Origin of the sequence: Streptomyces sp. ISL-87 (genome assembly GCF_018614095.1) — a bacterium.
GTDB lineage: Bacteria > Actinomycetota > Actinomycetes > Streptomycetales > Streptomycetaceae > Streptomyces.
This window is the reverse complement of the sequence record NZ_JAGGOY010000059.1, coordinates 39750-63743: the sequence shown is the minus strand read 5'-3', so window position 1 is coordinate 63743 and position 23994 is coordinate 39750. Positions and strand designations below refer to the sequence as shown.

The following is a 23994-nucleotide window of genomic DNA, read 5'->3' as shown; positions in this document are numbered from 1 at the left end:
TCATATATTTTGCGTACGTGACCCTTTCTGTACGCAAGGTGGCGGCCGTTGCCGCGCTCAGTGCCGCCCTCGCGGGATGCGGGGGCGGCACCGGCACCCCCGACGGCGGCGGCCAGGCCCGTATGGGCACCCCCCCGGCCAAGGCCCCCACCCCGGCGTCCCCATCCCCATCCCCCTCCTCCCCGTCCCCGCAGAGCTCCGGCAGCCCGCTGCCCGGCGCGCCCGGCAAGGTCCCGACCATGCCCCCCGGGCCGAACGGCCTGACCCCGGTCTTCGAGCGGGCGAAGCAGAAGACGGACAAGACCGTCGCGCTGACCTTCGACGCGGACATGACCGCCGACCAGGGGCCGCGCGCCGCCGAAGGGGAGCACTTCGACAACCCGCAGCTGATCTCGACCCTCCGGGCCCTCAAGGTGCCCTCGACGATCTTCATGACCGGCCGCTGGGCCGAGGAGTACCCGGACCAGGCCAAGTCCATCGGCACGGACCCGAACTTCGAGATCGCCAACCACTCGTACAGCCACTACGCCTTCAAGTCCCCCTGCTACGGGCTTCCCTCGCTCGACGGCGCGGCCGCCCGGGCCGACGTGGACCGGGCCTTCGCCGCCTTCCGCACGGCGGGGGCGGTCAACACCGTCCCGTACTTCCGCTTCCCCGGCGGCTGCTACGACGACCCGGCGCTCCGGGCCCTGTCCACGGCCAGGGTCACGGCCGTGCAGTGGGACGTGGTCAGCGGGGACGCCTTCGCGAAGGATCCGGACGCGGTGGCCGAACAGGTGCTCACCGGGGTGAAGCCCGGCTCGGTGGTGGTGATGCACTGCACGCGCAGCGCCGCGCCCGTCACCGAGGAGGCCGTCCGGAAAATCGTCCCGGAGCTCCGCAAGCGCGGCTACCGCTTCGTGAAGGTGTCCGACCTCATCGGGAAGTAACCGAGAAGGAGACGGGAGGTAGCCGGGAAGGAGCCGCCCCGGCTATCCCGAGCAGGCGGTGCGCTGCGCGTCCTGCCACTCGCAGACCGGGCACAGCACCACGCCGGGCGTGGCGACCCCGTACTCCGTGGGCCTTCCGCACTCCAGGCAGTCCGCGTACGGCGGCCCGGCCACGGCCGCGGCGGGGGCCGCCGGGGCCGGGCAGTACGACGTGTCCTGCTCGCTCTGGTCCATGTGTACGAGCGTACTCAGCCCCGCCTCGCACTGACGAGGCAGGCCACCGCGCCCGCCACGGCCGACAGGGCCACCGCCCCCGCCGGCGCCCCGAGCGGGACCCGCACCGAGCCCCCGACCAGCCCGGTCACCACCACCCGGGCCGGGGAGCCCGCGGTGACCAGGGCGAGCAGGCTGCCGAGGCCCGCCGCCGTGACCGCGTACCCGGGCGAGTTGACCACCGGCCTGCTGCACAGCGCCCCCACGGCCACGCCGGCCAGCGCGCACACCAGCAGCGCCACGGCCCCGGCCGGTCCAGCTCGGCCCGCGCGGGCAGGTCGAGGCCGGTCCAGGCCTCGTCGAGGACGAGCAGGCCGGGCTCGGCGAGGAGCGCCTGGGCCACGGCCACCTTCTGGCTGGTCCCCTTGGAGAGTTCGGCCAGCGGCGTGCCAGCGTGCCCGGCCGCGCCGAACCGCTCCAGCCAGGCGGCGCCCCGGTGGGCGGCCTCGGTGCGCGCCAGCCCGTGCACCCGGCCCATGTGGGTCAGGTAGGCCGCCAGTGAGCGGCAGGGCGGCGGGAAAGCGCTCGGGGACGTACGCCGTGCGGCGCGGGCGGCCGCTGATCCGCCCCTCGGTCGGGGTGTCGATCCCGGCGACGAGCCGCAGCAGGGTGGACTTGCCACCGCCGTTGCGGCCTTCGACACGTACGAGGGTTCCGCGGGGCAGTTCCAGCGAGACCCCGCGCCGTACCCAGGGGCGCCGCATTCCGTAGCGGCGGCCCACGGCGGTCAGGTTCGGTGCGCCGCCGCCGTATCGGTGAGCTCGCTCGGGCGGACGATGACGAAGCCCTCGCCGCGCAGCATCAGCTGGACGGCCTCGCCCGAGCCGCCGCGGATCATCGAGCCGACCGACTGGGAGCGGTGCAGGCCGGTTTCCAGCTGGGCGCTCCAGCCGACCACCGCGTCGGTGTCCACGTAGACCGGGTTCTGCGAGGTGACCGGGATGATGATCGGGTTGCCGTCGCAGACCACGGCGAGCTTGCCGGTGCCGGTGAAGACGCTGTTGAAGAGGCCGCCGCCGGTCATGCCGGCGCCCTTCACCATCTTGATCTCGTAGGAGAGGGTCGAATCGAAACACAGCACGTTGCGGCCGTTGATGGTCAGGGCGTCGCCCGGCTCGAAGTCGATGATGAAGCAGTTGCCGGCCTGGTGGGCGAACCAGGCCTCGCCCTGGCCGCGTACCGCCATCAGCGCCAGGCCCTCGCCCGTGACGGCGCGCTTGAGCATGCCGCCTATGCCCTGGCCCTTGCGCTCGAACTGGAGGTTGCCGCGGAAGGCGACCATCGCGCCCTGGCGGGCGAGCATTTCACCGTTGACGGCGTACTTCACCGACTTGGCGTTCTGCAGGGTCATGCCCGGCGCGGTGGCCGGCTGGACGAGGTTCTCGGACGCGAAAAGATCACTCTTCATGGCCTCGATCCTCACCCGGCGGGGACCCCTGCGGCATCATCCTCAAGGGGGAGGCTGGCATCCTTGACCGGATGAGCAGCCAGCACACGAACCACACCGCAGACACCCCCGCCGACGTGCCCGCAGACAGCCCCGCCGACGTCCCCGCCGCCGTTCCCGCCGCCGTTCCCGCCGACGTGCCGGCTGTCGGGGCGGACAGCCCGTTCCGGCAGGAGCGCGTCGCCCGTGACGAGGCCCCGCAGTTCGTGCTGCCGCTGGTGGTGCGGATCGAGAAGGCCGGGCCGCCGGCCCGGACGGACGCGCTGGAGACGGCGGCCCGCGCGGTGCTGGTCCTGCTGAGCGACGAACGGGCGCAGGGCGAGGGCGAATGGGCCGCGGCGGTCCGCGACTGGCAGGACGCGCGGATCCGGAAGGTGGTCCGGCGGGCGCGCGGGGCGGAGTGGCGCAAGGCGGAGACCCTGCCGGGTGTCACGGTGCACGGCGGCGGGTCGGAGGTACGCGTCTTCCCGCCGGTGCCGCTCGACGGCTGGCCCAAGGAACTGGCGAAGCTCCAGGTGTCGGGAACCGATCTGGACGACCCGGAGCCGGTCAGTCCGGCGGAGGCGGGAGTTCCGGTGCTCTGGCTCAACCCGGACGTGGAGATGTCAGCCGGCAAGGCGATGGCCCAGGCGGGGCACGGGGCGCAGTTGGCGTGGTGGGAGCTGACCGGCCCGGAGCGAATCGCGTGGCGAGATTCCGGTTTCCGGCTGGCCGTACGGACGGCCGCGCGCGAGCGGTGGGCGGAGCTGAGCGGGAGCGGGCTGCCGGTGGTCCGGGACGCCGGTTTCACGGAGATCGCCCCCGGGTCGGCGACGGTGATCGCGGACCATCCGGCGCTGCGGGGGCGGCTCGAAGCGGGCCTGGGCCTGCGCTGACGGGGGCGGGGTCACCCGGATGGCCCAGTCCGGGGCCGGGTGGTCCCCGGAGCGCGGCTAGCCTCGCACTGTAGGTGTCCGCCGTGTGGCTGGGGGTGGATTCTGCTTCGGCCGCTGCGCGCAGCCGGCCGGAGAGGAGGACGTATGACCGGCATGCCCTGGCGTCCCGCGGCCCGCGTGGCCGCGGTCCTCGGGATCCTCGTCGCGCAGTTCCTGGCCCTGAGTGTGGGTCGGGCCCACGCTGCCGTGCAGTACTACGAGATCCGCACCCCGGGCGGCAAGTGCCTGAGCGTCGCGGGCTCCTCCCTGCGCTCCGGCGCGGAGGTGGTCCAGTGGGACTGCCTGCACGGACCAGCGGTGGCGGGTCACGAACGCGGCCGACCGGCCCTTCGGGGAGCTGGAGGACCGGCCCCCCGGGCAACGCACCGACCAATGGCTGTTCGTCAGGCTCCGGGCCCAGCACAGCGACAAGTGCCTCGCACTGGTGGGGGAACAGTTCGAACCCGGCACCGACATCGTGCAGGCGGACTGTGCGGACCAGACGGCGGACTGGACGCTGCGCGGCAGCGGGGACCGCTTCCTGATCAAGAGCGAGCACTGTGTCGGGGTGGCGGGCGGCAGCCGTCGCAACGGCTCCGCCGTGGTCTATCAGGAGTGCACCGAGAACTCCCCGAAGTGGCTGTTCAAGCCCTGGGAGTGAGGCCGGAACCTCAAACTTGGGGGTGGGCATCGGGTGGCGGCCGGAGATCGCTGAGGCGGTCGAGCGGCTGGAGGGTCTGGACTGGTCGAGGTAGTGGCCGAGAACCTCTGTCCGGGGCACCTGCCCGAGTCCCTGCTGCGGCTGCGCGAGGCACGCGAGCTCCTCGGCTGGAAGGCAGAGCACTCCGTCGGGCGATCGGCCAGTGGGCCGCGGAGGCCCCGCAGCACACCCTGGCCAGGCTCGGCGCCCGGTGCGCCACCGCGTTCGCGGTACGGATCGCGCCGAGTGCCGCCCCCCGTGTCCGCACCGGACGCGGTCCGGAGAACATGGCCACCCTGCGGAACTTCGCGCTCAGCGCCCTCCGCCGGGCCGGGCGCCACGGCATCGCCGCCGGCCTCCGCCACCTCTCCTACCAGCCCCACACCCGGCCTCTCGACTCATCGGCCTGCCCTGAGCAGCCCGCCCACAAGATCACACGACTTGGCAACAGCCCTGCCCGGAGAGGTCACCCCTGCCACAAACTCACTTCAGCTCGAAGACGAGCCCGACAACGTCGGTCGCACCGGAGTTCTTTGCAGCATGCTCTTGCGACTCCTGCCAGATCGTGTCGCCCGTGTGCAGCTCAACATCTTGGGACTCACCGGAGGGTGAACTGAATGTCATTTTCCCGTCGCTGAGGCTGTAGATGAGACAATCCGGATGCCCGTGCATGGCCGATTCATCGCCCGGCTTCTGGCGCACCTCGAGCAGTCTCATCCGGTCATTCTCGAACAAAACCTTATACAGGTTCGGTGCTACCTGTACCGGATCTTGCGCCAATGTCGCCTCCAAGGTGAGCGGACGCTCCGGACGCGGCACAGCCGATGGCCACCCGGGCTATCCAGGGTCTTTCGCAGAAACATCAGGCTCCTTGTGCGGATACCTCCGCGCAAGGAGCCACACCAGTGATCTCCCGCGCGCAACTCCGACGGCTCCGCGACGCGGGGGTCGTTGGGAAGGTCACTTGCTCCAACGGAGCTTCGTTGCGTTGGACACGCAGCCCACCGACCATGCCTCTGACCAGCACACTCACAAGATCACGAGACTTTGCAACAGCCCTGGCCCCGGCCGGCGCCGCTTCCAGTCGGCTGGGGCTACACCCACACTTGGCCCGCTCGCCCGCGGGTACAAGACCCTGGGGGGCGCGCTATTATCCCCGGGATCTTGTAGATGTCAGTACAAGAGTTTTCTTGGGGCTCATCGAGATCGCCCCCGGGTCGGCGACGGTGATCGCGGACCATCCGGCCCTGCGGGGGCGGCTGTGACGGGTCTGCGGGGTGGGGCGGGTCTCGGGGGTGCGGCGGGGCTCCGGGGTGCGGCGGGTTCGGCCGGTGCCCGGGAACCTCAAATGTTGCTCTGAACGTCACCCTTGGGCGGTTGGCCCGACCGTGTCGGGGCGATGACATCGGCACACGGACCGATGAGAGGGGGCGAGGGGACATGAAGCCCATGGCACACCTGGGGGTGGGCATCGGATGGCGGCCGGAGATCGCGGACGCGGTGGAGCGGCTGGAGGGGCTGGACTGGGTCGAGGTGGTGGCCGAGAACATCTGTCCGGGCCACCTGCCGGCGTCGCTGCTGCGGCTGCGCGAGCGCGGGGTGCGGGTCGTGCCGCACGGTGTCTCGCTGGGCCTCGGCGGCGCCGACCGGCCCGGCCCGGAGAAGCTGGCCGCGCTCGGGGAGCGGGCGGTGGCGCTGGGGGCGCCGCTCGTCACTGAGCACATCGCCTTCGTACGGACCTCGTCGCCGGCCTTGGAGGCGGGGCACCTGCTGCCGGTCCCGCGCACGCGGGACGCGCTGGACGTGCTGTGCGAGAACGTGCGCATCGCGCAGGACGCGCTGCCGGTGCCGCTGGCGCTGGAGAACATCGCCGCGCTGATCTCCTGGCCCGGGGAGGAGCTGACGGAGGGGCAGTTCCTGACGGAGCTGGTCGAGCGGACCGGGGTGCGGCTGCTGATCGACGTGGCGAACCTGCACACGAACCGGGTGAACCGGGGGGAGGACCCGGCGGGCGTGCTGGACGCGATTCCGCTGGAGGCGCTGGCGTACGTGCATGTTGCCGGGGGCGTGGAGCGGGGTGGGGTGTGGCATGACACGCATGCGCATCCTGTGCCGGGGGTGGTGCTGGATGTGCTGGCCGAGCTCTGCTCGCGGGTAGTGCCGGCGGGGGTGCTGCTGGAGCGGGACGACGACTTTCCGCCGGAGGGGGAGCTGGCGGCGGAGCTGGCCGCGATTCGGGGGGTGGTGGGCGGCCCTGCGGGGCTTCTCCCCCACCCCGCCCCTTCCCGAAACCGGGACTCCGCCCCGGACCCCGCGCCTCAAACGCCGGCGGGGCTGGACGGGCCGGAGGGCGCGGCGGGGCCGGACGGGGCCGCCGGGCTGGAGGGGGCGCGGGTGCGGGTTGGGCTGGGGCAGGCCGCGTTGTTGTCGGCGTTGGTGGGTGGGACGCCGGTGCCCGAGGGGTTTGACCGGCAGCGGATTCGGGTGCAGGCGCGGGCGCTGGCCGCCAAGCGGGCCGGGGTCGTGGCGAAGGTCGCGCCCGAGCTGCCCGGGATCCTGGGCGGCGAGGAGGCGTACCGGCAGGCGTTCCTCGCGTACGCCCGGCACCGCCCCATGACGGCCGGATACCGCCGGGACGCACTGGACTTCGCCGAGCATCTGCTGATCCGCGACCTGCCGGCCGACCCGGCCGCCCGGCGTCGCCTCACCACCTGGTGGCAGGACCGGGCCGGGGCCCGCCCGCCCCGCCGTGTCGTCCGCTGGGCCCGGGCCCTCGTAGGGAGGGCAGCGTGAACCTCCTCGCCCTGGCGATCTGGGTCGCCGTCATCGTGTCCACCGTGCTCCTGTTCCGCGGGCTCAGCCGGGCGCGGCCGTCGGCGACCGGGCCCGCGCCGCGGCTGCACGACTTGTCCGAGGCCGCGTTCATGGCGGGCGGCCCCGGGGCCGTGGTCGACGCCGCGCTCGTCTCCATGCTCGGGGACGGCCGGCTGATGGTCGGCGGTCCCGGCATCGTCCACGTCCGGCCGGGGGCGCGGGCCCGCGACGTCGCCGAGCGCGCCGTGCTCCAGGCGCACGGGTCGGCGCCCTCCGGGTGGCTGTACCAGGTGCGGTACGCCGCGATGCTCGGCCCGGCCGTCCAGGAGACCGGGGACGCGCTCGCCGCCCGCGGGCTGATCGCCCTGCCCGGCTCCGGGCGGAAGTGGCGGCGCTGGGGGGTGACCCAGGCCGTGGTGTGCGCAATCCTGCTGGCGCTCTCGCTGCCGGTCACGTTCGTCGCGCTGGCGCTGGATTCCGGGCCCCAGGTGCCGTTCATCGTCAAGGTGTTCCTCGCGCTCGTGGGCGGCATCGTCATGGGCGCGGCCGGCGCCGCGCGGGCCAAGCAGCGGGTCACCCCGGCGGGACGGGCGGCGCTGCACGGGATCCGGGAGCACTACAGGCTCGACCAGAGCGCGCACGTGCAGACGGCGCTGTTCGGGCTGCGCGGGCTGCGGGACCCGTACCTGCGCGAGCAGCTGGTGCCGGCCGCGCGCGGCACCCGGCTGGCCGCGGCCCAGTCGCGCTCGCACACCTCCCACACCTCCCACTCGTCCCACACCTCCCACTCGTCCCACTCCTGCGCCGAGATCCTGCCGGTCGTCTGGTGCGCGAGCAGCGACGGCGGCGGGTCCGGGGGCGGGTCGAGCTGTGGGTCCGGATCGAGCTGCGCTTCGTCGGGGAGCAGTTGTTCCTCCGGGTCCGGCTGCGGGTCCTCCGGAAGCAGCAGCAGTTGTGGCGGCAGTAGTTCCAGCTGCTCCAGCAGCAGTTCGAGTTGCAGCAGTTAGTTCGTCGAGTTCCAGCGATCGTCCGTCAGTACATCGAGCAGCAGAACCGTCCGCTGTGACTTGCGGGCCAGAGCAGCCCTGAGAATCGCTTCACCACCGGGCTGAAGCCCGGTGCACTGCGATTAGTCCCGGTAGCAGCAGTTCCTGACGGTGTGGGCCTACGGCAACCGGGGGCGGATGCCTCGGCAACGGGGGTATTGAGGGCGACACCCGGCGTTGATCCTTTACTGGGGCGCGGCCCCGGAATCTCATCGGACCAGCCGATGAGATGAAGGGGCCCATCATGCGGACGCCGCTCACCCGTCACGCAGTCGCCGCGGCGGCGCTCTCCCTCGCCCTGTGCGCCCCCGCCCCGGCCCGCGCCACTGCGACGCCGGCCGATGCCCCCCCAGCCGCGAGGGCGGCAGCCGAGACCGCCGGAGCCGAACTCGTCGCTCGCCGCGCAGCGGAGGCCGCGCAGGCAGCCAAGGCCGTGGAGACCGCGGAGACCGCCTCCCGCAAGGAAACCGCCGGAGGCCACCGCACGGGGGCACTCGACTTCCGTGCCTGCCCCGAGGCCGAGGCCCTGCCCGACCCCGTCCGCTGCGCCACCCTCCGGGTCCCGCTCGACTACGCCCGTCCCGACGGCCCGCAGATCTCCCTCACCGTCAGCCGGGTCACTGCCACCGGCCGCGGAAAGGCCGCCCGCCAGGGCTCACTCGTCTACAACCCCGGCGGACCCGGCGCCTCCGGCATGTTCTTCCCGCTCCTCGCCGACCGCCCCCAGTGGGAGCGCGTCGCGGCCGCCTACGACCTCGTCGGCTACGCCCCGCGCGGGGTCGGCCGCTCCGCCCCGCTGTCCTGCCAGGACCCCGCCGCCCGGGCTCAGGGGCCCACCCAGGTCCCCGTCCGGCCCTCCGCCGCGTACAAGAGGGAACGTATCGCCGCCGCCCGGGCGTACGCCCGCGGCTGCGCGCGGCGGACCGGCGCGGCCCTCCCGTACTACACGACCCTCAACAACGTCCGCGATCTGTACGTACTGCGCGCCGCGCTCGGCGATCCGGGGCTGACCTTCATGGGCGGCTCGTACGGCACCTACCTCGGCGCGGTCTACGCCACGCTCTACCCGGCGCACGTGCGCCGCATGGTGTTCGACTCCGTGGTCAACGCGGACCCGCGCCGGGTCTGGTACCGCAACAACCTCGACCAGGCGGCGGGGTTCGAGCGCCGCTGGTACGACTTCCGCGCCTGGGCGGCCAGGCACCACGGCACGTACCGCCTCGGCGCCACAGCGGCCGCCGTCCAGGCGAGCTACGAGCGCGTCCGGTCGGCCGTGGCCCGTACGCCGGCCGGCGGGGTGGTCGGCACGGGCGAACTCCAGTCGGCGTACCTCCAGGCCGCGTACTACGACGAGGTCTGGCCGGAGCGGGCGGCGGCACTCAGCGCCTTCCTGGGCGGCGATCCGGGCCCGCTGGCGGAGCAGGCCGGGGAGACCGGGGAGGCCGGGCAGGCCGGGCAGGCCGGGCAGGCCGGACCGGACACAACCGCAGCCGCAGCCGCGGCCGAGAAGGAGAACGCAACGGCCGTCTACACGGCGGTGCTGTGCAACGACGCCCCGTGGCCCGCCGGCTGGGAGACCTGGGACCGGGACAGCACCGCGCTCGCCCGCCGGGCGCCCTTCGAGACCTGGGCGAACGCCTTCCTGAACCTGCCGTGCGCCTACTGGCCGGTCAGGGAACGGCAGCAGCCGGTGGCGGTGGGAGCCGGCACCGCCGGGCCGCTCCCCCCGACGCTCATCGTCGCGGCGGAGCGGGACGGCGCGACCCCGTACCCGGGTGCGCTGGAGTTGCAGCGGCGGCTCGGCGGCGGGGCCGCGCTGGTCACGGAGACGGAGGCCGGCGCCCACGGAGTGGCCGGCGGACGCAATGACTGCGTGGACCGTCACGTGGAGCGGTACATCCTGACGGGTGCCACCCCAGGGTGGCGTGTCACATGTGCGCCGCATCCGGAGCCCGCACCGGTGTCGTTGGACGACCGGGCAGCGAACACCCGCGGGGTGTCACTGCCGCCAGTCGTCTGAACTTCCGGGCGGGATCTCCGGCTGCGTCGTTTCGGGGTGAGGGCCTGGCCCAGCCTCCCGATCCACCGGAGAAGGTCAGTCCTCCGGTCCTTCCCCCCAGGGGAGGTATCAGGCGAGCCCGTCCACCAGATCGGCGACGGACTTGCGGCGTCCGGTGTAGAAGGGCACCTCTTCACGGACGTGCATGCGGGCCTCGGAGGCACGCAGGTGACGCATGAGGTCGACGATCCGGTAGAGCTCGTCGGCCTCGAAGGCGAGCAGCCACTCGTAGTCGCCCAGCGAGAAGGACGCGACCGTGTTGGCGCGCACGTCCGGGTAGCCGCGGGCCATCTTGCCGTGGTCGGCTAGCATGCGGCGGCGGTCCTCGTCGGGCAGCAGGTACCAGTCGTACGAGCGCACGAAGGGGTAGACGCTGACGTAGTCGCGCGCGACCTCGTCGGCCAGGAAGGCCGGGATGTGCGACTTGTTGAACTCGGCCGGGCGGTGCAGGGCCATGTTCGACCACACCGGCTCCAGCGCACGGCCCAGCTTGGTGCGGCGGAACAGGTTGTAGGCGGTCTGCAGCTCGTCCGAGGTCTCGGCGTGCCACCAGATCATGATGTCCGCGTCGGCGCGCAGGCCGGAGACGTCATAGGTGCCGCGGACGGTGATGTCCTTGGCGGCCAGCTGGTCGAACAGCTCCTGGACCTCGTCGGCGTAGCCGGCGCGGTCCTCCGGGAGGACGTCCTTCAGCTTGAAGACGGACCACAGGGTGTAGCGAATGACCTCGTTGAGGTCCTTGGCCTTCTTCCCCGCGTTGGGAATCTTCTCTGGTGCAGTCATGTGCCTATTGTCCCGTGTGCCGATCAGTGGTCTGTGCCAGGGGTGCCGAACGCGGCCATCACCGCGTCGGCGGCCTTGCCGGCGCTCGCGACGCAGGCCGGAATCCCGACTCCGTCGTACAGTGCGCCGCACACCTCGAGGCCGGGCAGGGCCGCGACGGCGGCCCGGATCCGGGCGACGCGGTCCAGGTGGCCGACGGGGTACTGGGGCAGCCCTCCGTCCCAGCGTGTGACGGTGGAGGCGACGGGCCGGGCCGCCAGGCCGACGGCCTCGCCGAGGTCGTCGAGGGAGACCTCCACGAGCTCCGCGTCCTCACGCGTGAGGTCCTTCTCGTCGCCGTAGCGGCCCACCGACGTGCGCAGCAGGAACAGTTCGGGGTCGGCGCCGGACCAGGACCACTTGTTGCTGGAGAAGGTGGACGCCTTGATGGTCCGGCCGTCCACGGGCGGTACGAGGAATCCGCTGGCGCCGCCGCCGGTGATCGAGTCGGGCAGGTCGGAGCGCCGGAAGGCCATCGTGACCAGGGCCATCGAGGCGTACTCCACCGCGCGCAGCTCGGTGGCCGCGGCCGGTGCGAGCCCGTCCAGCAGCCGGGCGGCGGGTCCGGCCGGGGTGGCCAGCACCACACCGTCGGCCTCGATGGCCTCCGCGTCGGCGATGACCCGCCAGCCCTCGGCGGTACGGACGACCTCGCGCACGGGCGTGCCGGTGAGGATCCGCGCCCCGGCCGAGCGGCAGGCCTCGGCCACGGCGAGCGGCAGCCGTCCGATGCCGCCGTCGATGCCGGCGAAGACGGGACCGGCCGCCTGCGGCTGCTGCGCCGCCTTGCGCTGGAGGTCCCGTACGCCGTCGCCCAGCAGGGTGTGGGTGCGTGCGGCCTCGAAGAGCTGGGGCACGGCGGCCCGCATCGAGATCCGGTAGGCGTTGCCGGCGTAGACCCCGCCGAGCAGCGGTTCCACCAGCCGGTCGACGACCTCGCGGCCCAGCCGGGCGGCGACGTACTCGCCGACCGCGACGTCCTCGCCGATCTCGGCGGGCGGCAGCGCGTGCTCGGCCTCGATCCGGGCCATTCCCTCGGCGGAGAGCACCCCGGAGGCGGCCAGCGGCCCCAAGTCGCCGGGGACGCCCATGACATGGCCGCGCGGCATGGGCCGCAGCGCGCCCCGGGTCCACAGGTGGGCGGTGGCGGTGGCGGGCGGCTGGAGGGCGTCGCCGAGGCCCACGGCCCGGGCGAGCTCCACGGCTTCGGGACGGCGGGCGAGCACGGATTCGGCGCCGAGGTCGACGGGGAGGCCGGCGAGCTCGCCCGCGTGAAGCTTGCCGCCGAGCCGGGGTCCGGCCTCCAGGAGCGTGACCCGGGCGCCGTCGGCGAGCAGCCGGTGGGCCGCCGCGAGGCCTGCGATACCGCCGCCGATCACGACGACATGGCGGGTGCCGCCCGTCCGATCCGTACGCATGTCCGCTTCGTGCATGGACACATCGTCTCAGACCCGATCACCGACGCCGGACCGTGACCGCATCGGGATCGGCTCGGGACCGCGGAAGCGAAACCCGCGGCGGGACCCTGAACGTCACAACGGCGACATCAGCCGATCCTCGGGGGTTACCAGCGATGCAGACCCGCAGAAAAGAAGCAGCCGTCAGACACCGCTCCGCGGCGGCCCTCGCCGCGCTCGCCCTGGCCGGGGCGCTCGCGCTCGCCGGCTGCGGCAGCGGCGCCGACAACGCCAGGTCGGCGGCGGACCAGGCGGCGGCCAAGCCGCAGGAGGGCGCGGCCGCGCCCGCGCAGGACAAGTCCGGGGCGGGGGCGGCGGCTCCCCCGGCGGCCTCCAAGGAAGGGCAGCAGCAGGCCGCGGTCCGCCCGCACATCATCCGTACAGCGACGCTGGGCATCGAGACGGCCGACGCCCAGAAGGCTCTCGCCGCGGCCCGCACGGCGGCCGAGGGCGCGGGCGGGTACGTCGGCAACGAGTCGACCAGACGCGGTGAGAACGGCCGCATGACCTCGACGGTGACCCTGCGCGTGCCCGGCGACCGCTTCGACGCGGTGCTCGGCGCCATGGAGGGCAGCGGAAAGCTGCTGAACCGGAAGGTCGAGGCGCAGGACGTGACCGAGAAGGTCGCGGACGTCGACAGCCGGGTCAAGTCGCAGCAGGCCAGCGTGGCGCGGGTGCGGGAGATGATGGACAAGGCCTCGGCGCTCAGTGACGTGGTCATGCTGGAGAGCGAGCTGAGCAGGCGCCAGTCGGACCTGGAGTCGCTGCTGGCGCAGCAGACGGCGCTGAAGGACCAGACCTCGCTGGGCACGATCACGATGGAGGTCTCGGAGCCGGCCCCGGAGCCGGTGGCGCCGAAGGAGGAGAAGGAGAAGAAGCCCGCCTTCATGGACGCCCTGCGGGGCGGCTGGGGCGCCTTCTCGACCGTCGTACGCATCCTGACGCTGGCGGTGGGCGCGGTGCTGCCGTTCGCGCTGACGGCCGGGCTGGTGGCGCTGGCCTTCCGCGTCTACCGGCGGTACCGCCCGGCGAAGCCGAAGGCGGGCCTCGCCCCGAAGCGGATACCGGTCCCGGCGGCCCGGCCCGCCGCGTCCGCCGCGACCGAGCCGGCGGGCGACGCGGACGACGCGGACGACGCGGACGACCGAAGGAGCTGACACAACACCCCTTCGGCCATTGCCCCGTAGCGTGTTCCCGAGCGACGGCGACCGTGACGGCGGCGAAGGACGGTGGGGCGATGGCGACCGAACGACTGGTGGTGGTCGGCGGTGACGCGGCGGGGATGTCCGCCGCGTCACAGGCCCGGCGGATGAAGGGCCCGGCCGAGCTGGAGATCGTCGCCTTCGAGCGGGGGCACTTCACCTCGTACTCCGCGTGCGGGATCCCGTACTGGATCGGCGGGCAGGTGGCGGAGCGGGACGCGCTGATCGCCCGTACCCCGCAGGAGCACCGCGCCCGGGACATCGACCTGCGCACGCGCACCGAGGTCGTGGAGCTGGACCTCGACGGCGGCCGGGTCCGCGCCCGCGATCTGGACACCGGATCCGAATCCTGGACGGGCTACGACAAACTCGTCCTGGCGACGGGCGCCCGCCCCGTCCGCCCCCGGCTCCCCGGCATCGGCGCACACGGGGTCCACGGCGTCCAGTCCCTGGACGACGGCCAGCACCTCCTCAACACCCTGGAGCGTACGGAGATCCGCCGCGCGGTCGTCGTCGGCGCGGGCTACATCGGCGTCGAGATGGCGGAGGCCCTGGTCTCCCGGGGCTACGAGGTGACGGTCCTGCACCGCGGCGAGCAGCCGATGGCCACGCTCGACCCGGACATGGGCGGCCTGGTGCACGGCGCGATGAACGGCATGGGCATCCGTACGGTGTCCCGCGCCGAGGTGACGAAGATCCTCACCGACGAGGAGGGCCGGGCCCGCGCGGTGGCCACGGCGTCGGGCGAGGAGCATCCGGCGGACGTGGTGGTCCTGGGCATCGGCGTGGAGCCGCGCACGGCTCTGGCCCGGGCGGCGGGCCTGCCGCTGGGCGAATCGGGCGGCCTGCTGACCGACCTGTCGATGCGGGTCCGCGGCCACGAGAACATCTGGTCGGGCGGCGACTGCGTGGAGGTCCTGGACCTGGTGGCCGGCCGCATGCGCCACATACCGCTCGGCACGCACGCCAACAAACACGGCCAGGTGATCGGCTCGGGCGTGGGCGGCGGCTACGCGACGTTCCCGGGGGTGGTGGGCACGGCGGTGAGCAAGGTCTGCGACCTGGAGATCGCCCGTACGGGCCTGCGCGAGAAGGACGCGCTGGCGGCGGGTCTGCGGTTCGTGACGGCGACGATCAGCTCGACGACGACGGCGGGCTACTACCCGACGGCGGCGGACATGACGGTGAAGATGATGGCGGAGCGGCGTACGGGGCGTCTGCTGGGTGTCCAGATCGTCGGCGGCGCGGGGTCCGCGAAGCGGGTGGACATCGCGGCGGTCGCCCTGACGGCGGGCATGACGGTGGACCAGATCGTCTCCCTGGACCTGGGCTACGCCCCGCCGTTCTCCCCGGTCTGGGACCCGATCCTGGTCGCCGCCCGCAAGGCGGTGTCAGCGGTCCGCAGGGCGGGGGTCTAGACCGCCCCGCCGGACACCGGCTAGTGCCGTGGCCGGANNGGTCCGACAACGCGGCGAGGTGCCGTACTGGGCGTCGCGACCCGGTGAACCTTGCCGGTCACGGCACTAGCGCTGGGTCTGGGTGTGGACGTAGTCCACGAGGCGGGTCAGGGCGTCCGGGTCCGTGGTCGGCAGGACACCGTGCCCCAGGTTGAACACGTGACCCTCCAGACCGGCCGCCGCGTCCAGCACCTCGCGGGTCTTGGCCTCGACCGCCTCCGGCGTGGAGAACAGCACTGCCGGGTCCAGGTTCCCCTGGAGCGCCTTGCCCAACCCCACCCGACGGACGGCCTCGTCCATCGGCACCCGCCAGTCCACACCCATGACATCCGCACCGGCCTCACCCATCAGGCCCAGCAGCTCACCGGTACCCACACCGAAGTGGATCCGCGGCACGCCGTACGACTCCACGGCGGAGAAGACCTTCGCCGACGCCGGCATCACCGACCGCCGGTAGTCCGCCGGGGCCAGCGCGCCGACCCAGGAGTCGAAGAGCTGGACGGCCGAGACGCCCGCCTCGATCTGGACCTTCAGGAAGGCGGAGGTGATCTCCGCGAGGCGGTCCAGCAGATCCGCCCACAGCTCCGGGTCCCCGTACATCAGGGCCTTCGTGTGCTCGTGGTTGCGCGACGGACCGCCCTCGACCAGGTAGCTCGCGAGAGTGAAAGGCGCGCCCGCGAAACCGATCAACGGCGTGCCGCCCAGTTCACCCGTGAGCATGCCGATCGCCTCGGTGACGTACGGGACGTCCTCCGGGGTGAGGTCGCGCAGCTGTGCGAGGTCCTCGCGCCGGCGGATCGGCTGGGCGACGACCGGGCCGATGCCCGGCTTGATGTCCAGGTCGATGCCGATGGCCTTCAGCGGGACCACGATGTCGGAGAAGAAGATCGCCGCGTCCACGTTGTGGCGGCGCACCGGCTGCATCGTGATCTCGGTGACCAGGTCGGGCCGCATGCACGATTCGAGCATCTGCGTGCCCGCGCGCAGCTTGCGGTACTCGGGAAGGGAGCGCCCCGCCTGCCGCATGAACCACACCGGGGTGTGCGGCACCGGCTCCCGCCGGCACGCCTTCAGGAAGGCGGAATCGTACGTCTGACTCGGCTGGCCCTTGGGGCGGTCGTTGGCACTCACGACCCAAATCTTCGCACGTATGAAGAAGTGCCCGGCCCGGCGCGGGTGTCCCTGCGCCGTAGGGACGCTCATTCCGCCTAGTCTTCCCCGCATGGCTGCGGCTCAGGGACGATTTTCAGATGGCGCTGACGGTGTGGACAGCGCGAAGGAGAGCTCCGTCCCGCTCCCGTTCCGGCGGGCGGTCGAGGGCCTGAAGAAGGCGCGGCTGCGGCCCGGTATCGAGATCGACCCCACGAAGCCGCCCCAGAGACTGGCGCCGCACGCCTACGCACTGGAAGCGGCGGTCGTGGACGGCGAGGAGGACCTCGCCGACGGCCGTCTGATCCTGCTCCACGATCCGGCCGGGCACGACGCCTGGCAGGGGACGTTCCGGCTCGTGACGCTCGTCCGGGCCGAGCTCGAACCGGAGATGGCCGCGGACCCGCTCCTCCCCGAGGTGTGCTGGTCCTGGCTGACCGGGGCGATGGACGCGCGCGGGCTGGTGTACGGGGAGGCGAGCGGCACCGTGACCATGGCGAGCTCGCACTACTTCGGCGGGCTCGCGGAGCGGCGGCCTGCCACGCAGATCGAGATCAGAGCCTCCTGGACGCCGCGCGAGGGGGTGGGCGGGGTGCCGGACACCTCGGCGCACCTGTCGGCCTGGTGCGAGCTGCTCTGCCAGATCGCGGGGCTCCCGCCGGCCGGACCGACGGACGCGGGCACGGGAGTGGTCTCCCTGCCACAGCGTCGCGGCCCGCACCGCCCGTAGGCACAGAGCCGTCCGCCGTCCGCGCAGGCGTACGGCGCCGGATGGGCACAGCCGACCGATCGAGCCCCCATCGGAGTGCCGTAACGGGCATCCGTTGTGGGCTTCTGATCACCCTATGATCGATCGTGCGTCCGAATTGCCCGAATTGTTACTCACCAAATCGTGATCATTTCCTAAAGCCGGGCGGGTGACGTGCCGAAGGAGTCAGTGACCATCCGATCGGTTCGCACCGGCTTCCTTCCCCGAGCCGGCCGTCCCGCCACTCCCCCAGGAGGCCTAGGTGTCCGTTCTTCTCGAGCAGCCCGCAAGCCTGGTCGCCTACCGCCCGAACAAGCCGACGGCCATGGTCGTCGTGGCCGACCCGCGCGTCCGTTCCACCGTGACCCGCCATCTGTGGGCCCTCGGAGTACGTGATGTCATCGAGGCGTCGTCCATCGCGGAGGCCCGCCCCCGCGTCGGCAGCCCGCGCGACATCTGCGTGGCCGACGTACACCTGCCCGACGGTTCCGGTCTCACCCTGCTCTCCGAGACCCGCGCCGCCGGCTGGCCGAACGGCCTGGCCCTGTCCGCCGCCGACGACATCGGCGCCGTACGCAACGCCCTCGCGGGCGGAGTGAAGGGCTACGTCGTCACCGGTACGCGGACCAACATCGGGCTTCCCACCCGGCCCGGCGCCGCCCCCATCGGCGCCGCCGCCGCCCGTATGCACCGCCGCCCCCCGGGTGCCCCGAGCCACCCGGGCGGCTACCGAGAGCTCTCCGGCCGCGAGGTCGAGGTCCTGCGCCTCGTCGCGGAGGGCCAGTCCAACAAGGCCATCGGCGTCTCGATGGGCCTGTCCGCCCTCACCGTCAAGTCCCACCTCGCCCGGATCGCCCGCAAGCTCGGCACCGGCGACCGGGCCGGAATGGTCGCCGTCGCCCTGCGGACCGGGATCATCCACTGACCCCGCCCTGAGGCTCCCCGGCGACCCCACCTCTCGGTGACCCCACCTTGAGGCTCCCCGGCGAACTGCCGGGGAACCCGGGGAAAACGTCCGTACCTCCACATCGCGCCCGTCGACGGAACGTTCCGGCGACGGGCGCCTCGTATCCACGGATACCCTTGAGCGGTGACCGACGCCCAAGAGACCGCAGCAGACCTGCGCACCACCACCGGGGGCGGCCCCCCGGACGACAAGGTTTCGTCCGATGGGCCGCCGATTCCGTTGCTGGAGCCCCGCGAGGGGATTCCCCCGGTCGTCGCCGACGCGGACGCCCTGGCCCAAGTGGTCGCGGCCTTCGCCGCGGGCACCGGGCCGGTGGCCGTAGACGCCGAGCGCGCCTCCGGATACCGCTACGGCCAGCGCGCCTACCTGGTGCAGCTGCGCCGCGAAGGCGCGGGATCCGCGCTGATCGACCCGGTGGGCTGCCCCGACCTGTCCGCACTGGGCGACGCCCTGTCCGGCACCGAGTGGATCCTGCACGCCGCCACCCAGGACCTGCCGTGCCTGCGCGAAATAGGCATGGCGCCCACCTCCCTGTTCGACACCGAGCTGGCCGGCCGCCTGGCCGGGTTCCCTCGGGTCGGACTCGGCGCGATGGTCGAGAGCGTGCTCGGCTATGTGCTGGAGAAGGGCCACTCCGCCGTCGACTGGTCCACCCGCCCGCTCCCCGAGCCGTGGCTGCGCTACGCCGCCCTGGACGTGGAGCTGCTGGTGGACCTGCGGGACGCGCTGGAGAAGGAGCTGGACCGGCAGGGCAAGCTGGAGTGGGCCCGGCAGGAGTTCGACGCCATCGCCGCCGCCCCGCCCGCCCCGCCGCGCAAGGACCCGTGGCGCCGTACGTCCGGTATGCACAAGGTGCGCCGGCGCCGGCAGATGGCCGTCGTACGGGAGCTGTGGGAATCCCGCGACCGGATCGCGCAGCGCCGTGACGTGTCGCCGGGCAAGGTGCTGGGTGACGCCGCGATCGTGGAGGCGGCACTGGCGATGCCGCTGAACGTGCAGGCGCTGTCCGCCCTGCCGGGGTACGGGCAGCGGATGGGGCGTCGTCAGCTGGACCAGTGGATGGCCGCCGTGGACCGGGCGAAGGCCCTGCCCGAGAACCAGCTGCCGCAGCCGGGGGCGACCCCGGCCGGTCCGCCGCCGCCGCGTTCCTGGGCGGACAAGGACCCGGTGGCCGCGGCCCGGCTGGCCGCGGCCCGTACGGCGGTCTCGGCGCTGGCGGAGGGGCTGAACCTGCCCCAGGAGAACCTGATCACCCCGGACACCGTCCGCCGGCTGTGCTGGGAGCCGCCGCTGCGGCTCGAGGCGGACGCGGTGGCGGAGGCCCTGGCGGGCTACGGGGCCCGGCCGTGGCAGATCGAGCAGGTGACCCCGGCGCTGGTCGAGGCCCTCGCGGCCACCGCCACCGCCACCGCCTGACGCGGTTTCCGAGTACAGAGCCCCCGGCCCGTGGCCGGGGGCTCTTTGCCGTCCGCCGTTCTCCCACTGTTCCGGTTCGGCAACAGCGCCGTCGGCTTTCTTTTGAACACGCTCAAACCTCGCTAGGTTTTTGAACATGATCAGTCGGGGGTTCGAGGTATGGGTACGCGACTTCAAGGCCGAGCGGGAGCGCCGCGCCCAGGTGGGGGATCCGGTGTGGAGCGGGGGCGCCTCGCTGGACCCGGCGCTGGTACGGAGCCTGCAGCGGTTCCAGGTCGGTGAGGACGGGGACGGCTCCGCGCTGATCCGCAAGGCGGAACGGGCGGGAGACGCGGCTTACACGGAGGCGGTACGGCTCTTCGTGGCCGAGGAGCAGAACCATGCGCGGATGCTGGCGCTGCTGCTGGCGGCGGGTGGCGCGGGGACGCTGCGCGGGCACTGGAGCGACGCGGTGTTCGTCCGCCTGCGGCGGCTGCTGGGGCTACGGGTGGAGCTGCTGGTGCTGATGGTGGCCGAGGTGGTGGCCCTGCGGTATTACCGGGCGGTGCGGGACGGCAGCCCGGATCCGCTGACGTCGGAGGTCGCGGGGCGGATCCTGGCGGACGAGGAACGTCACGTGCCGTTCCACTGCCTGCGCCTCGGGGAGGGACTGGCGGGTCTGCCGCGGCCGGCCCGCCGGGCGGCGGTCGCGGTCTGGCGGGTTCTCCTCACGGCCGCGGCCGGGTTCGTCGCCGTCGACCACGGCCCGGCCCTGCGCGGTCTGGGCGTGCGCCGTCGCGCCTTCGTCCGGGACGTGTTCCGCTCCTCGGCCGAGCCGGCCGCCGCCATGCACCCCACCCGGGCCCTGCCGGTCCCGGCCGGGGCTCCGCCCCGGACCCCGCGCCTCAAACGCCGGCGAGGCTGGGTTGTGCGGCGCCGCGCCTGTGCGGGGTCCGGGGGCGGGGTCCCCGGGCCCGCGCCTGTGCGGGGTCCGGGCGGGGCCCGGGGCGGGGTCCCGGGAAGCCGAGAAGGGGCGGGGCGGGGTGTGACCTTCGCCGCTCCTCCGGGAGGGGGTGTGCACATTGGTTACCCGCAAGTAGCATGGTCAGGTGAGCGGGCGCTCAGTAATGAGCACGCCCCCGCGCAGCAGTGCACACCCGCACCTGGAGGAGAGCCAACGTGCCTCGTACCGTCAGGGACGTCGTCTTCGTCGACGGCGTCCGCACCCCGTTCGGCAAGGCGGGCCCGAAGGGCATCTACCACGAGACCCGCGCCGACGACCTCGTCGTGAAGGCGATCCGGGAGCTGCTGCGCCGCAACCCGGACCTGGACCCCGCGAAGATCGACGAGGTGGCCATCGCCGCCACCACGCAGATCGGTGACCAGGGCCTGACCCTCGGTCGGACCGCCGGGATCCTGGCCGGGCTGCCCCAGTCCGTCCCCGGGTACTCCATCGACCGCATGTGTGCCGGCGCGCTGACCGCCGTCACCGCCGTCGCCGGCGGCGTGGCCTTCGGTGCGTACGACGTCGCCCTCGCCGGCGGTGTCGAGCACATGGGCCGCCACCCCATGGGCGAGGGCGTCGACCCGAACCCGCGCTTCGTCTCCGAGAAGCTGGTTGATGAGTCGGCCCTCTTCATGGGCATGACCGCCGAGAACTTGCACGACCGGTACCCGACGATCACCAAGCTCCGCGCCGACGAGTACGCCGTGCGCTCGCAGGAGAAGGCCGCCAAGGCGTACGCCGACGGCAAGATCCAGCAGGACCTGGTCCCGATCTCGGTGCGCAACACCAACGAGGCGGCCGGTGAGACGGGCTGGGGCCTGGTCACCACCGACGAGCCGATGCGCCCGGGCACCACGCTGGAGAACCTGGCCGGCCTGAAGACCCCGTTCCGTACCCACGGCCGGGTCACCGCGGGCAACGCCGCCGGTCTCAACGACGGTGCCACCGCCGCGATCATCGCGTCCGAGGACTTCGCCCGCGAGAACAACCTCCCGGTCAAGATGCGCCTGGTCTCGTACTCCTTCGCGGGTGTCGAGCCGGAGGTCATGGGCTACGGCCCGATCCCGGCCACCGAGAAGGCCCTCGCCCAGGCCGGTCTGACGATCGACGACATCGGCCTGTTCGAGGTCAACGAGGCCTTCGCCGTGCAGGTGCTGGCCTTCCTGGAGCACTACGGCATCGCCGACGACGACGCCCGCGTCAACCAGTACGGCGGCGCCATCGCGTTCGGCCACCCCCTCGCCTCCTCCGGCGTCCGTCTGATGACGCAGCTGGCCCGCCAGTTCGAGGAGCAGCCGCACGTCCGCTACGGCCTGACCACCATGTGCGTCGGCTTCGGCATGGGCGCCACGGTCATCTGGGAGAACCCGCACTTCAACACCGAGGGAGACTCCAAGTGAGCACCACCACTGAGCTCCTGAAGGGCGCGGCCGAGCTGTTCCCGGACGAGGTCGTCACGCAGGCGCACGTCCGCCACCTGGACCTGCCCTTCGGCGCCGGGCGCTTCGCGCTCATCACGCTGGACAACGGCTTCGACCACACCAAGCCGACCACCTTCGGCCCCCAGTCCCTCGCCAACCTGAACGCGGCGATCGACCAGGTCGAGCAGGAGGCCATCGCGGGCTCCATCATCGGCGCGGGCATCACCGGCAAGCCGTTCATCTTCGCGGTCGGCGCCGACCTCAAGGGTGTCGAGCTGCTGAAGAAGCACGACGAGGCGCTCGCCATCGGCAAGGGCGGCCACGACGTCTTCAAGCGCCTCGCGGCGCTGGCCGTCCCGACCTTCGCCTACTACAACGGCGCGGCGATGGGCGGCGGTGTCGAGGTCGGTCTGCACTGCACCTACCGCACCGTCTCGAAAGCCATCCCGGCCTTCTCGCTGCCCGAGGTCTTCCTCGGCCTGGTTCCCGGCTGGGGCGGCTGCGCCCTGCTGCCGAACCTGATCGGCGCGGACCGCGCGGTCTCGGTGATCATCGAGAACTCGCTGAACCAGAACAAGCAGCTGCGCGGCAAGCAGGTCTTCGAGCTCGGCATCGCGGACGCGCTGTTCGAGGGCGCGGACTTCCTGGAGCAGTCGCTGCTCTGGACCGCGAACGTGCTCAACGGCACCACCGAGGTCGTACGCCCCGAGATCGACCGCGGCGAGGCCTGGGACGCGGCGGTCGCCCGCGGCCGCTTCATCGCCGACTCCAAGGTGCACGGTGCGGCCCCGGCCGCCTACCGCGCGCTGGAGATCATCGAGGCGGCCAAGGACGGCGACCTGCAGAAGGGCTTCGACGCCGAGGACACCGCTCTCGCGGACCTCATCATGGGCGGCGAACTGCGCTCCGGCATCTACGCCTTCAACCTGGTCCAGAAGCGCGCCAAGCGCCCGGCCGGCGCCCCGGACAAGTCCCTGGCCCGTCCGGTCACCAAGGTCGGCGTCGTCGGCGCGGGCCTGATGGCCTCGCAGCTGGCGCTGCTCTTCCTGCGCCGCCTGGAGGTGCCGGTGGTCCTCACCGACATCGACCAGGAGCGCGTGGACAAGGGTGTGGGCTACGTCCACGCCGAGATCCAGAAGCTGCTCGGCAAGGGCCGTATCAACCAGGACAAGGCCAACCGCCTGACCGCCCTGGTGACCGGTGTCCTGGACAAGGCCGAGGGCTTCGCGGACGCGGACTTCATCATCGAGGCCGTGTTCGAGGAGATGTCCGTCAAGCAGAAGGTGTTCGCGGAGGTCGAGGCGGTCGCCCCGGCGCACGCGATCCTCGCCACCAACACCTCCTCGCTGTCGGTGTCGGAGATGGCCTCCAAGCTCCAGCACCCGGAGCGCGTGGTCGGCTTCCACTTCTTCAACCCGGTCGCGATCCTCCCGCTGCTGGAGATCGTCCGCGGTGAGCAGACCGACGACGCCTCGCTGGCCACGGCCTTCGGTGTCGCCAAGAAGCTGAAGAAGACCGCGGTCCTCACCAAGGACGCCCCGGCGTTCGTCGTGAACCGCATCCTGACCCGCTTCATGGGCGAGATCCAGAACGTCATCGACGAGGGCACCCCGGTGGTCACCGCCGAGAAGGCCATCGAGCCGCTCGGCCTGCCGATGTCCCCGCTGGTGCTGCTGGAGCTCGTGGGCCCGGCGATCGGTCTGCACGTTTCCGAGACCCTGAACCGCGCCTTCCCGGAGCGCTTCACGGTCTCCCCCAACCTCGCCGCGGTCGTCAAGGCCGGCAAGCGCGGGTTCTACGTCTACTCCGCCGAGAACGACTTCAAGCCGGAGCTCGACCCCGAGGTCGCCGCCCTCCTGGTCCAGGGCGATGTCGTCCTGACCGAGGAGCAGGTGCGCGACCGCGTCCTGGACGCGGTGGCGCAGGAGATCGGCCTGATGCTGGAGGAGGGTGTCGTGGCCGAGGCCCAGGACATCGACCTCTGCCTCATCACCGGTGCCGGCTGGCCCTTCCACCTGGGCGGCGTGACCCCGTACCTGGACCGCGAGGGCGTCTCGGAGCGCGTGAACGGCAAGAAGTTCCTGGCCCCGGGTCTCGCGAGCATCCCCGCGTAACCCGTAGCTGATCCGCAACGGCGAAGGCCCGGCACACCTCGTGTGCCGGGCCTTCGCCGTGTTCCGTGCGGGGG

20 protein-coding genes and 3 pseudogenes are annotated in these 23994 nt (G+C 72.5%); 15 read left to right on the top strand and 8 right to left on the bottom strand.

Annotation, left to right across the window (positions count from 1 at the left end; genetic code table 11):
- Positions 1-17 precede the first annotated feature (17 nt).
- The gene (locus J7I97_RS21190) at positions 18-929 is read left to right on the top strand and encodes a polysaccharide deacetylase family protein (RefSeq protein WP_214937209.1); all 912 of its coding nucleotides are present in this window, start codon (positions 18-20) and stop codon (positions 927-929) included.
- Between the two features lie 42 nt (positions 930-971).
- Here the strand turns inward: J7I97_RS21190 and J7I97_RS21185 are convergent, their stop codons facing one another.
- The 4 genes and pseudogenes from J7I97_RS21185 to J7I97_RS21175 all read right to left on the bottom strand — a co-directional run bounded on the left by J7I97_RS21185 (position 972) and on the right by J7I97_RS21175 (position 2610).
- Complete coding sequence (locus tag J7I97_RS21185) at positions 972-1163, bottom strand: hypothetical protein (protein WP_214937207.1); 192 nt, start codon at positions 1161-1163, stop codon at positions 972-974.
- A 14-nt stretch (positions 1164-1177) separates the two neighbouring features.
- Positions 1178-1444, bottom strand: coding sequence for a hypothetical protein (locus tag J7I97_RS38685; RefSeq protein WP_251059047.1), 267 nt, complete (start codon positions 1442-1444; stop codon positions 1178-1180).
- 8 nt (positions 1445-1452) lie between these two features.
- Positions 1453-1906 (bottom strand): annotated as a pseudogene (locus J7I97_RS21180) (ATP-binding cassette domain-containing protein); the annotation flags it as partial.
- Between the two features lie 23 nt (positions 1907-1929).
- The gene (locus J7I97_RS21175; protein ID WP_214937205.1) at positions 1930-2610 is read right to left on the bottom strand and encodes an AIM24 family protein; all 681 of its coding nucleotides are present in this window, start codon (positions 2608-2610) and stop codon (positions 1930-1932) included.
- 71 nt (positions 2611-2681) lie between these two features.
- Between J7I97_RS21175 and J7I97_RS21170 the strand changes: the two genes are divergently transcribed.
- The 3 genes and pseudogenes from J7I97_RS21170 to J7I97_RS38680 form a co-directional block, all read left to right on the top strand.
- The gene (locus J7I97_RS21170; RefSeq protein WP_214937203.1) at positions 2682-3524 is read left to right on the top strand and encodes an aminoacyl-tRNA hydrolase; all 843 of its coding nucleotides are present in this window, start codon (positions 2682-2684) and stop codon (positions 3522-3524) included.
- Between the two features lie 397 nt (positions 3525-3921).
- Entirely contained in the window at positions 3922-4224 is a 303-nt protein-coding gene (locus J7I97_RS21165) for a ricin-type beta-trefoil lectin domain protein (RefSeq protein ID WP_214937432.1), read from the top strand.
- Between the two features lie 16 nt (positions 4225-4240).
- Positions 4241-4378 (top strand): annotated as a pseudogene (locus tag J7I97_RS38680) (DUF692 family multinuclear iron-containing protein); the annotation flags it as partial.
- A gap of 368 nt (positions 4379-4746) precedes the next feature.
- On the opposite strand, the gene J7I97_RS21160 reads toward J7I97_RS38680, so the two are convergent.
- Positions 4747-4980, bottom strand: a complete 234-nt coding sequence (locus tag J7I97_RS21160) for a cupin domain-containing protein (RefSeq protein ID WP_214937201.1) — start codon at positions 4978-4980, stop codon at positions 4747-4749.
- A gap of 723 nt (positions 4981-5703) precedes the next feature.
- Between J7I97_RS21160 and J7I97_RS21155 the strand changes: the two genes are divergently transcribed.
- The 3 genes from J7I97_RS21155 to J7I97_RS21145 all read left to right on the top strand — a co-directional run bounded on the left by J7I97_RS21155 (position 5704) and on the right by J7I97_RS21145 (position 10143).
- Positions 5704-7056, top strand: a complete 1353-nt coding sequence (locus tag J7I97_RS21155; RefSeq protein ID WP_214937199.1) for a DUF692 domain-containing protein — start codon at positions 5704-5706, stop codon at positions 7054-7056.
- Positions 7053-8084 (top strand): TIGR04222 domain-containing membrane protein, encoded by a 1032-nt coding sequence (locus J7I97_RS21150; RefSeq protein WP_214937197.1) that lies wholly within the window; start codon positions 7053-7055, stop codon positions 8082-8084. The genes J7I97_RS21155 and J7I97_RS21150 overlap by 4 nt, the downstream gene beginning before the upstream one ends.
- Positions 8085-8367: 283 nt before the next feature.
- Entirely contained in the window at positions 8368-10143 is a 1776-nt protein-coding gene (locus tag J7I97_RS21145; protein ID WP_214937195.1) for an alpha/beta hydrolase, read from the top strand.
- Positions 10144-10251: 108 nt separating this feature from the next.
- Here J7I97_RS21145 and hemQ read toward each other — a convergent pair whose 3' ends face one another.
- Both hemQ and hemG read right to left on the bottom strand, forming a co-directional pair.
- Positions 10252-10965 (bottom strand): hydrogen peroxide-dependent heme synthase, encoded by a 714-nt coding sequence (gene hemQ / locus J7I97_RS21140; RefSeq protein WP_214937193.1) that lies wholly within the window; start codon positions 10963-10965, stop codon positions 10252-10254.
- A 23-nt stretch (positions 10966-10988) separates the two neighbouring features.
- Positions 10989-12437, bottom strand: coding sequence for a protoporphyrinogen oxidase (gene hemG, locus J7I97_RS21135; protein WP_251059024.1), 1449 nt, complete (start codon positions 12435-12437; stop codon positions 10989-10991).
- A gap of 140 nt (positions 12438-12577) precedes the next feature.
- On the opposite strand from hemG, the gene J7I97_RS21130 reads away from it, so the two are divergent.
- Positions 12578-13618, top strand: a complete 1041-nt coding sequence (locus J7I97_RS21130) for a DUF4349 domain-containing protein (protein ID WP_214937191.1) — start codon at positions 12578-12580, stop codon at positions 13616-13618.
- An 80-nt stretch (positions 13619-13698) separates the two neighbouring features.
- Positions 13699-15081 carry an FAD-dependent oxidoreductase gene (locus J7I97_RS21125; protein ID WP_214937190.1) on the top strand — a complete coding sequence of 461 codons (1383 nt, stop codon included), beginning with the start codon at positions 13699-13701 and terminating at the stop codon, positions 15079-15081.
- Between the two features lie 105 nt (positions 15082-15186).
- Here J7I97_RS21125 and hemE read toward each other — a convergent pair whose 3' ends face one another.
- Positions 15187-16251 carry a uroporphyrinogen decarboxylase gene (hemE, locus tag J7I97_RS21120; protein ID WP_214937188.1) on the bottom strand — a complete coding sequence of 355 codons (1065 nt, stop codon included), beginning with the start codon at positions 16249-16251 and terminating at the stop codon, positions 15187-15189.
- 91 nt (positions 16252-16342) lie between these two features.
- Between hemE and J7I97_RS21115 the strand changes: the two genes are divergently transcribed.
- The 6 genes and pseudogenes from J7I97_RS21115 to J7I97_RS21090 all read left to right on the top strand — a co-directional run bounded on the left by J7I97_RS21115 (position 16343) and on the right by J7I97_RS21090 (position 23920).
- Positions 16343-16999 carry a DUF3000 domain-containing protein gene (locus J7I97_RS21115; protein ID WP_214937186.1) on the top strand — a complete coding sequence of 219 codons (657 nt, stop codon included), beginning with the start codon at positions 16343-16345 and terminating at the stop codon, positions 16997-16999.
- A 280-nt stretch (positions 17000-17279) separates the two neighbouring features.
- Positions 17280-17942: a response regulator transcription factor gene (locus J7I97_RS21110; RefSeq protein ID WP_007267191.1), complete on the top strand. Its 663-nt coding sequence runs from the start codon at positions 17280-17282 to the stop codon at positions 17940-17942.
- A 165-nt stretch (positions 17943-18107) separates the two neighbouring features.
- Entirely contained in the window at positions 18108-19400 is a 1293-nt protein-coding gene (locus tag J7I97_RS21105; protein ID WP_214937184.1) for a ribonuclease D, read from the top strand.
- Positions 19401-19536: 136 nt separating this feature from the next.
- Positions 19537-20229: pseudogene (locus J7I97_RS38675) on the top strand (ferritin-like domain-containing protein); the annotation flags it as partial.
- A 329-nt stretch (positions 20230-20558) separates the two neighbouring features.
- Complete coding sequence (locus J7I97_RS21095; RefSeq protein ID WP_214937180.1) at positions 20559-21785, top strand: acetyl-CoA C-acyltransferase; 1227 nt, start codon at positions 20559-20561, stop codon at positions 21783-21785.
- Positions 21782-23920 (top strand): 3-hydroxyacyl-CoA dehydrogenase NAD-binding domain-containing protein, encoded by a 2139-nt coding sequence (locus J7I97_RS21090; RefSeq protein ID WP_214937178.1) that lies wholly within the window; start codon positions 21782-21784, stop codon positions 23918-23920. The genes J7I97_RS21095 and J7I97_RS21090 overlap by 4 nt, the downstream gene beginning before the upstream one ends.
- The last annotated feature ends 74 nt before the right edge of the window (positions 23921-23994 follow it).

Coding starts and splice junctions, on each gene's coding strand:
- J7I97_RS21185 (WP_214937207.1), bottom strand. CDS start 1,163: ATGGACCAGAGCGAGCAGGACACGTCGTACTGCCCGGCCCCGGCGGCC.
- J7I97_RS21175 (WP_214937205.1), bottom strand. CDS start 2,610: ATGAAGAGTGATCTTTTCGCGTCCGAGAACCTCGTCCAGCCGGCCACC.
- J7I97_RS21170 (WP_214937203.1), top strand. CDS start 2,682: ATGAGCAGCCAGCACACGAACCACACCGCAGACACCCCCGCCGACGTG.
- J7I97_RS21160 (WP_214937201.1), bottom strand. CDS start 4,980: ATGAGACTGCTCGAGGTGCGCCAGAAGCCGGGCGATGAATCGGCCATG.
- J7I97_RS21155 (WP_214937199.1), top strand. CDS start 5,704: ATGAAGCCCATGGCACACCTGGGGGTGGGCATCGGATGGCGGCCGGAG.
- J7I97_RS21145 (WP_214937195.1), top strand. CDS start 8,368: ATGCGGACGCCGCTCACCCGTCACGCAGTCGCCGCGGCGGCGCTCTCC.
- hemQ (WP_214937193.1), bottom strand. CDS start 10,965: ATGACTGCACCAGAGAAGATTCCCAACGCGGGGAAGAAGGCCAAGGAC.
- hemG (WP_251059024.1), bottom strand. CDS start 12,437: ATGCACGAAGCGGACATGCGTACGGATCGGACGGGCGGCACCCGCCAT.
- J7I97_RS21130 (WP_214937191.1), top strand. CDS start 12,578: ATGCAGACCCGCAGAAAAGAAGCAGCCGTCAGACACCGCTCCGCGGCG.
- J7I97_RS21125 (WP_214937190.1), top strand. CDS start 13,699: ATGGCGACCGAACGACTGGTGGTGGTCGGCGGTGACGCGGCGGGGATG.
- J7I97_RS21115 (WP_214937186.1), top strand. CDS start 16,343: ATGGCTGCGGCTCAGGGACGATTTTCAGATGGCGCTGACGGTGTGGAC.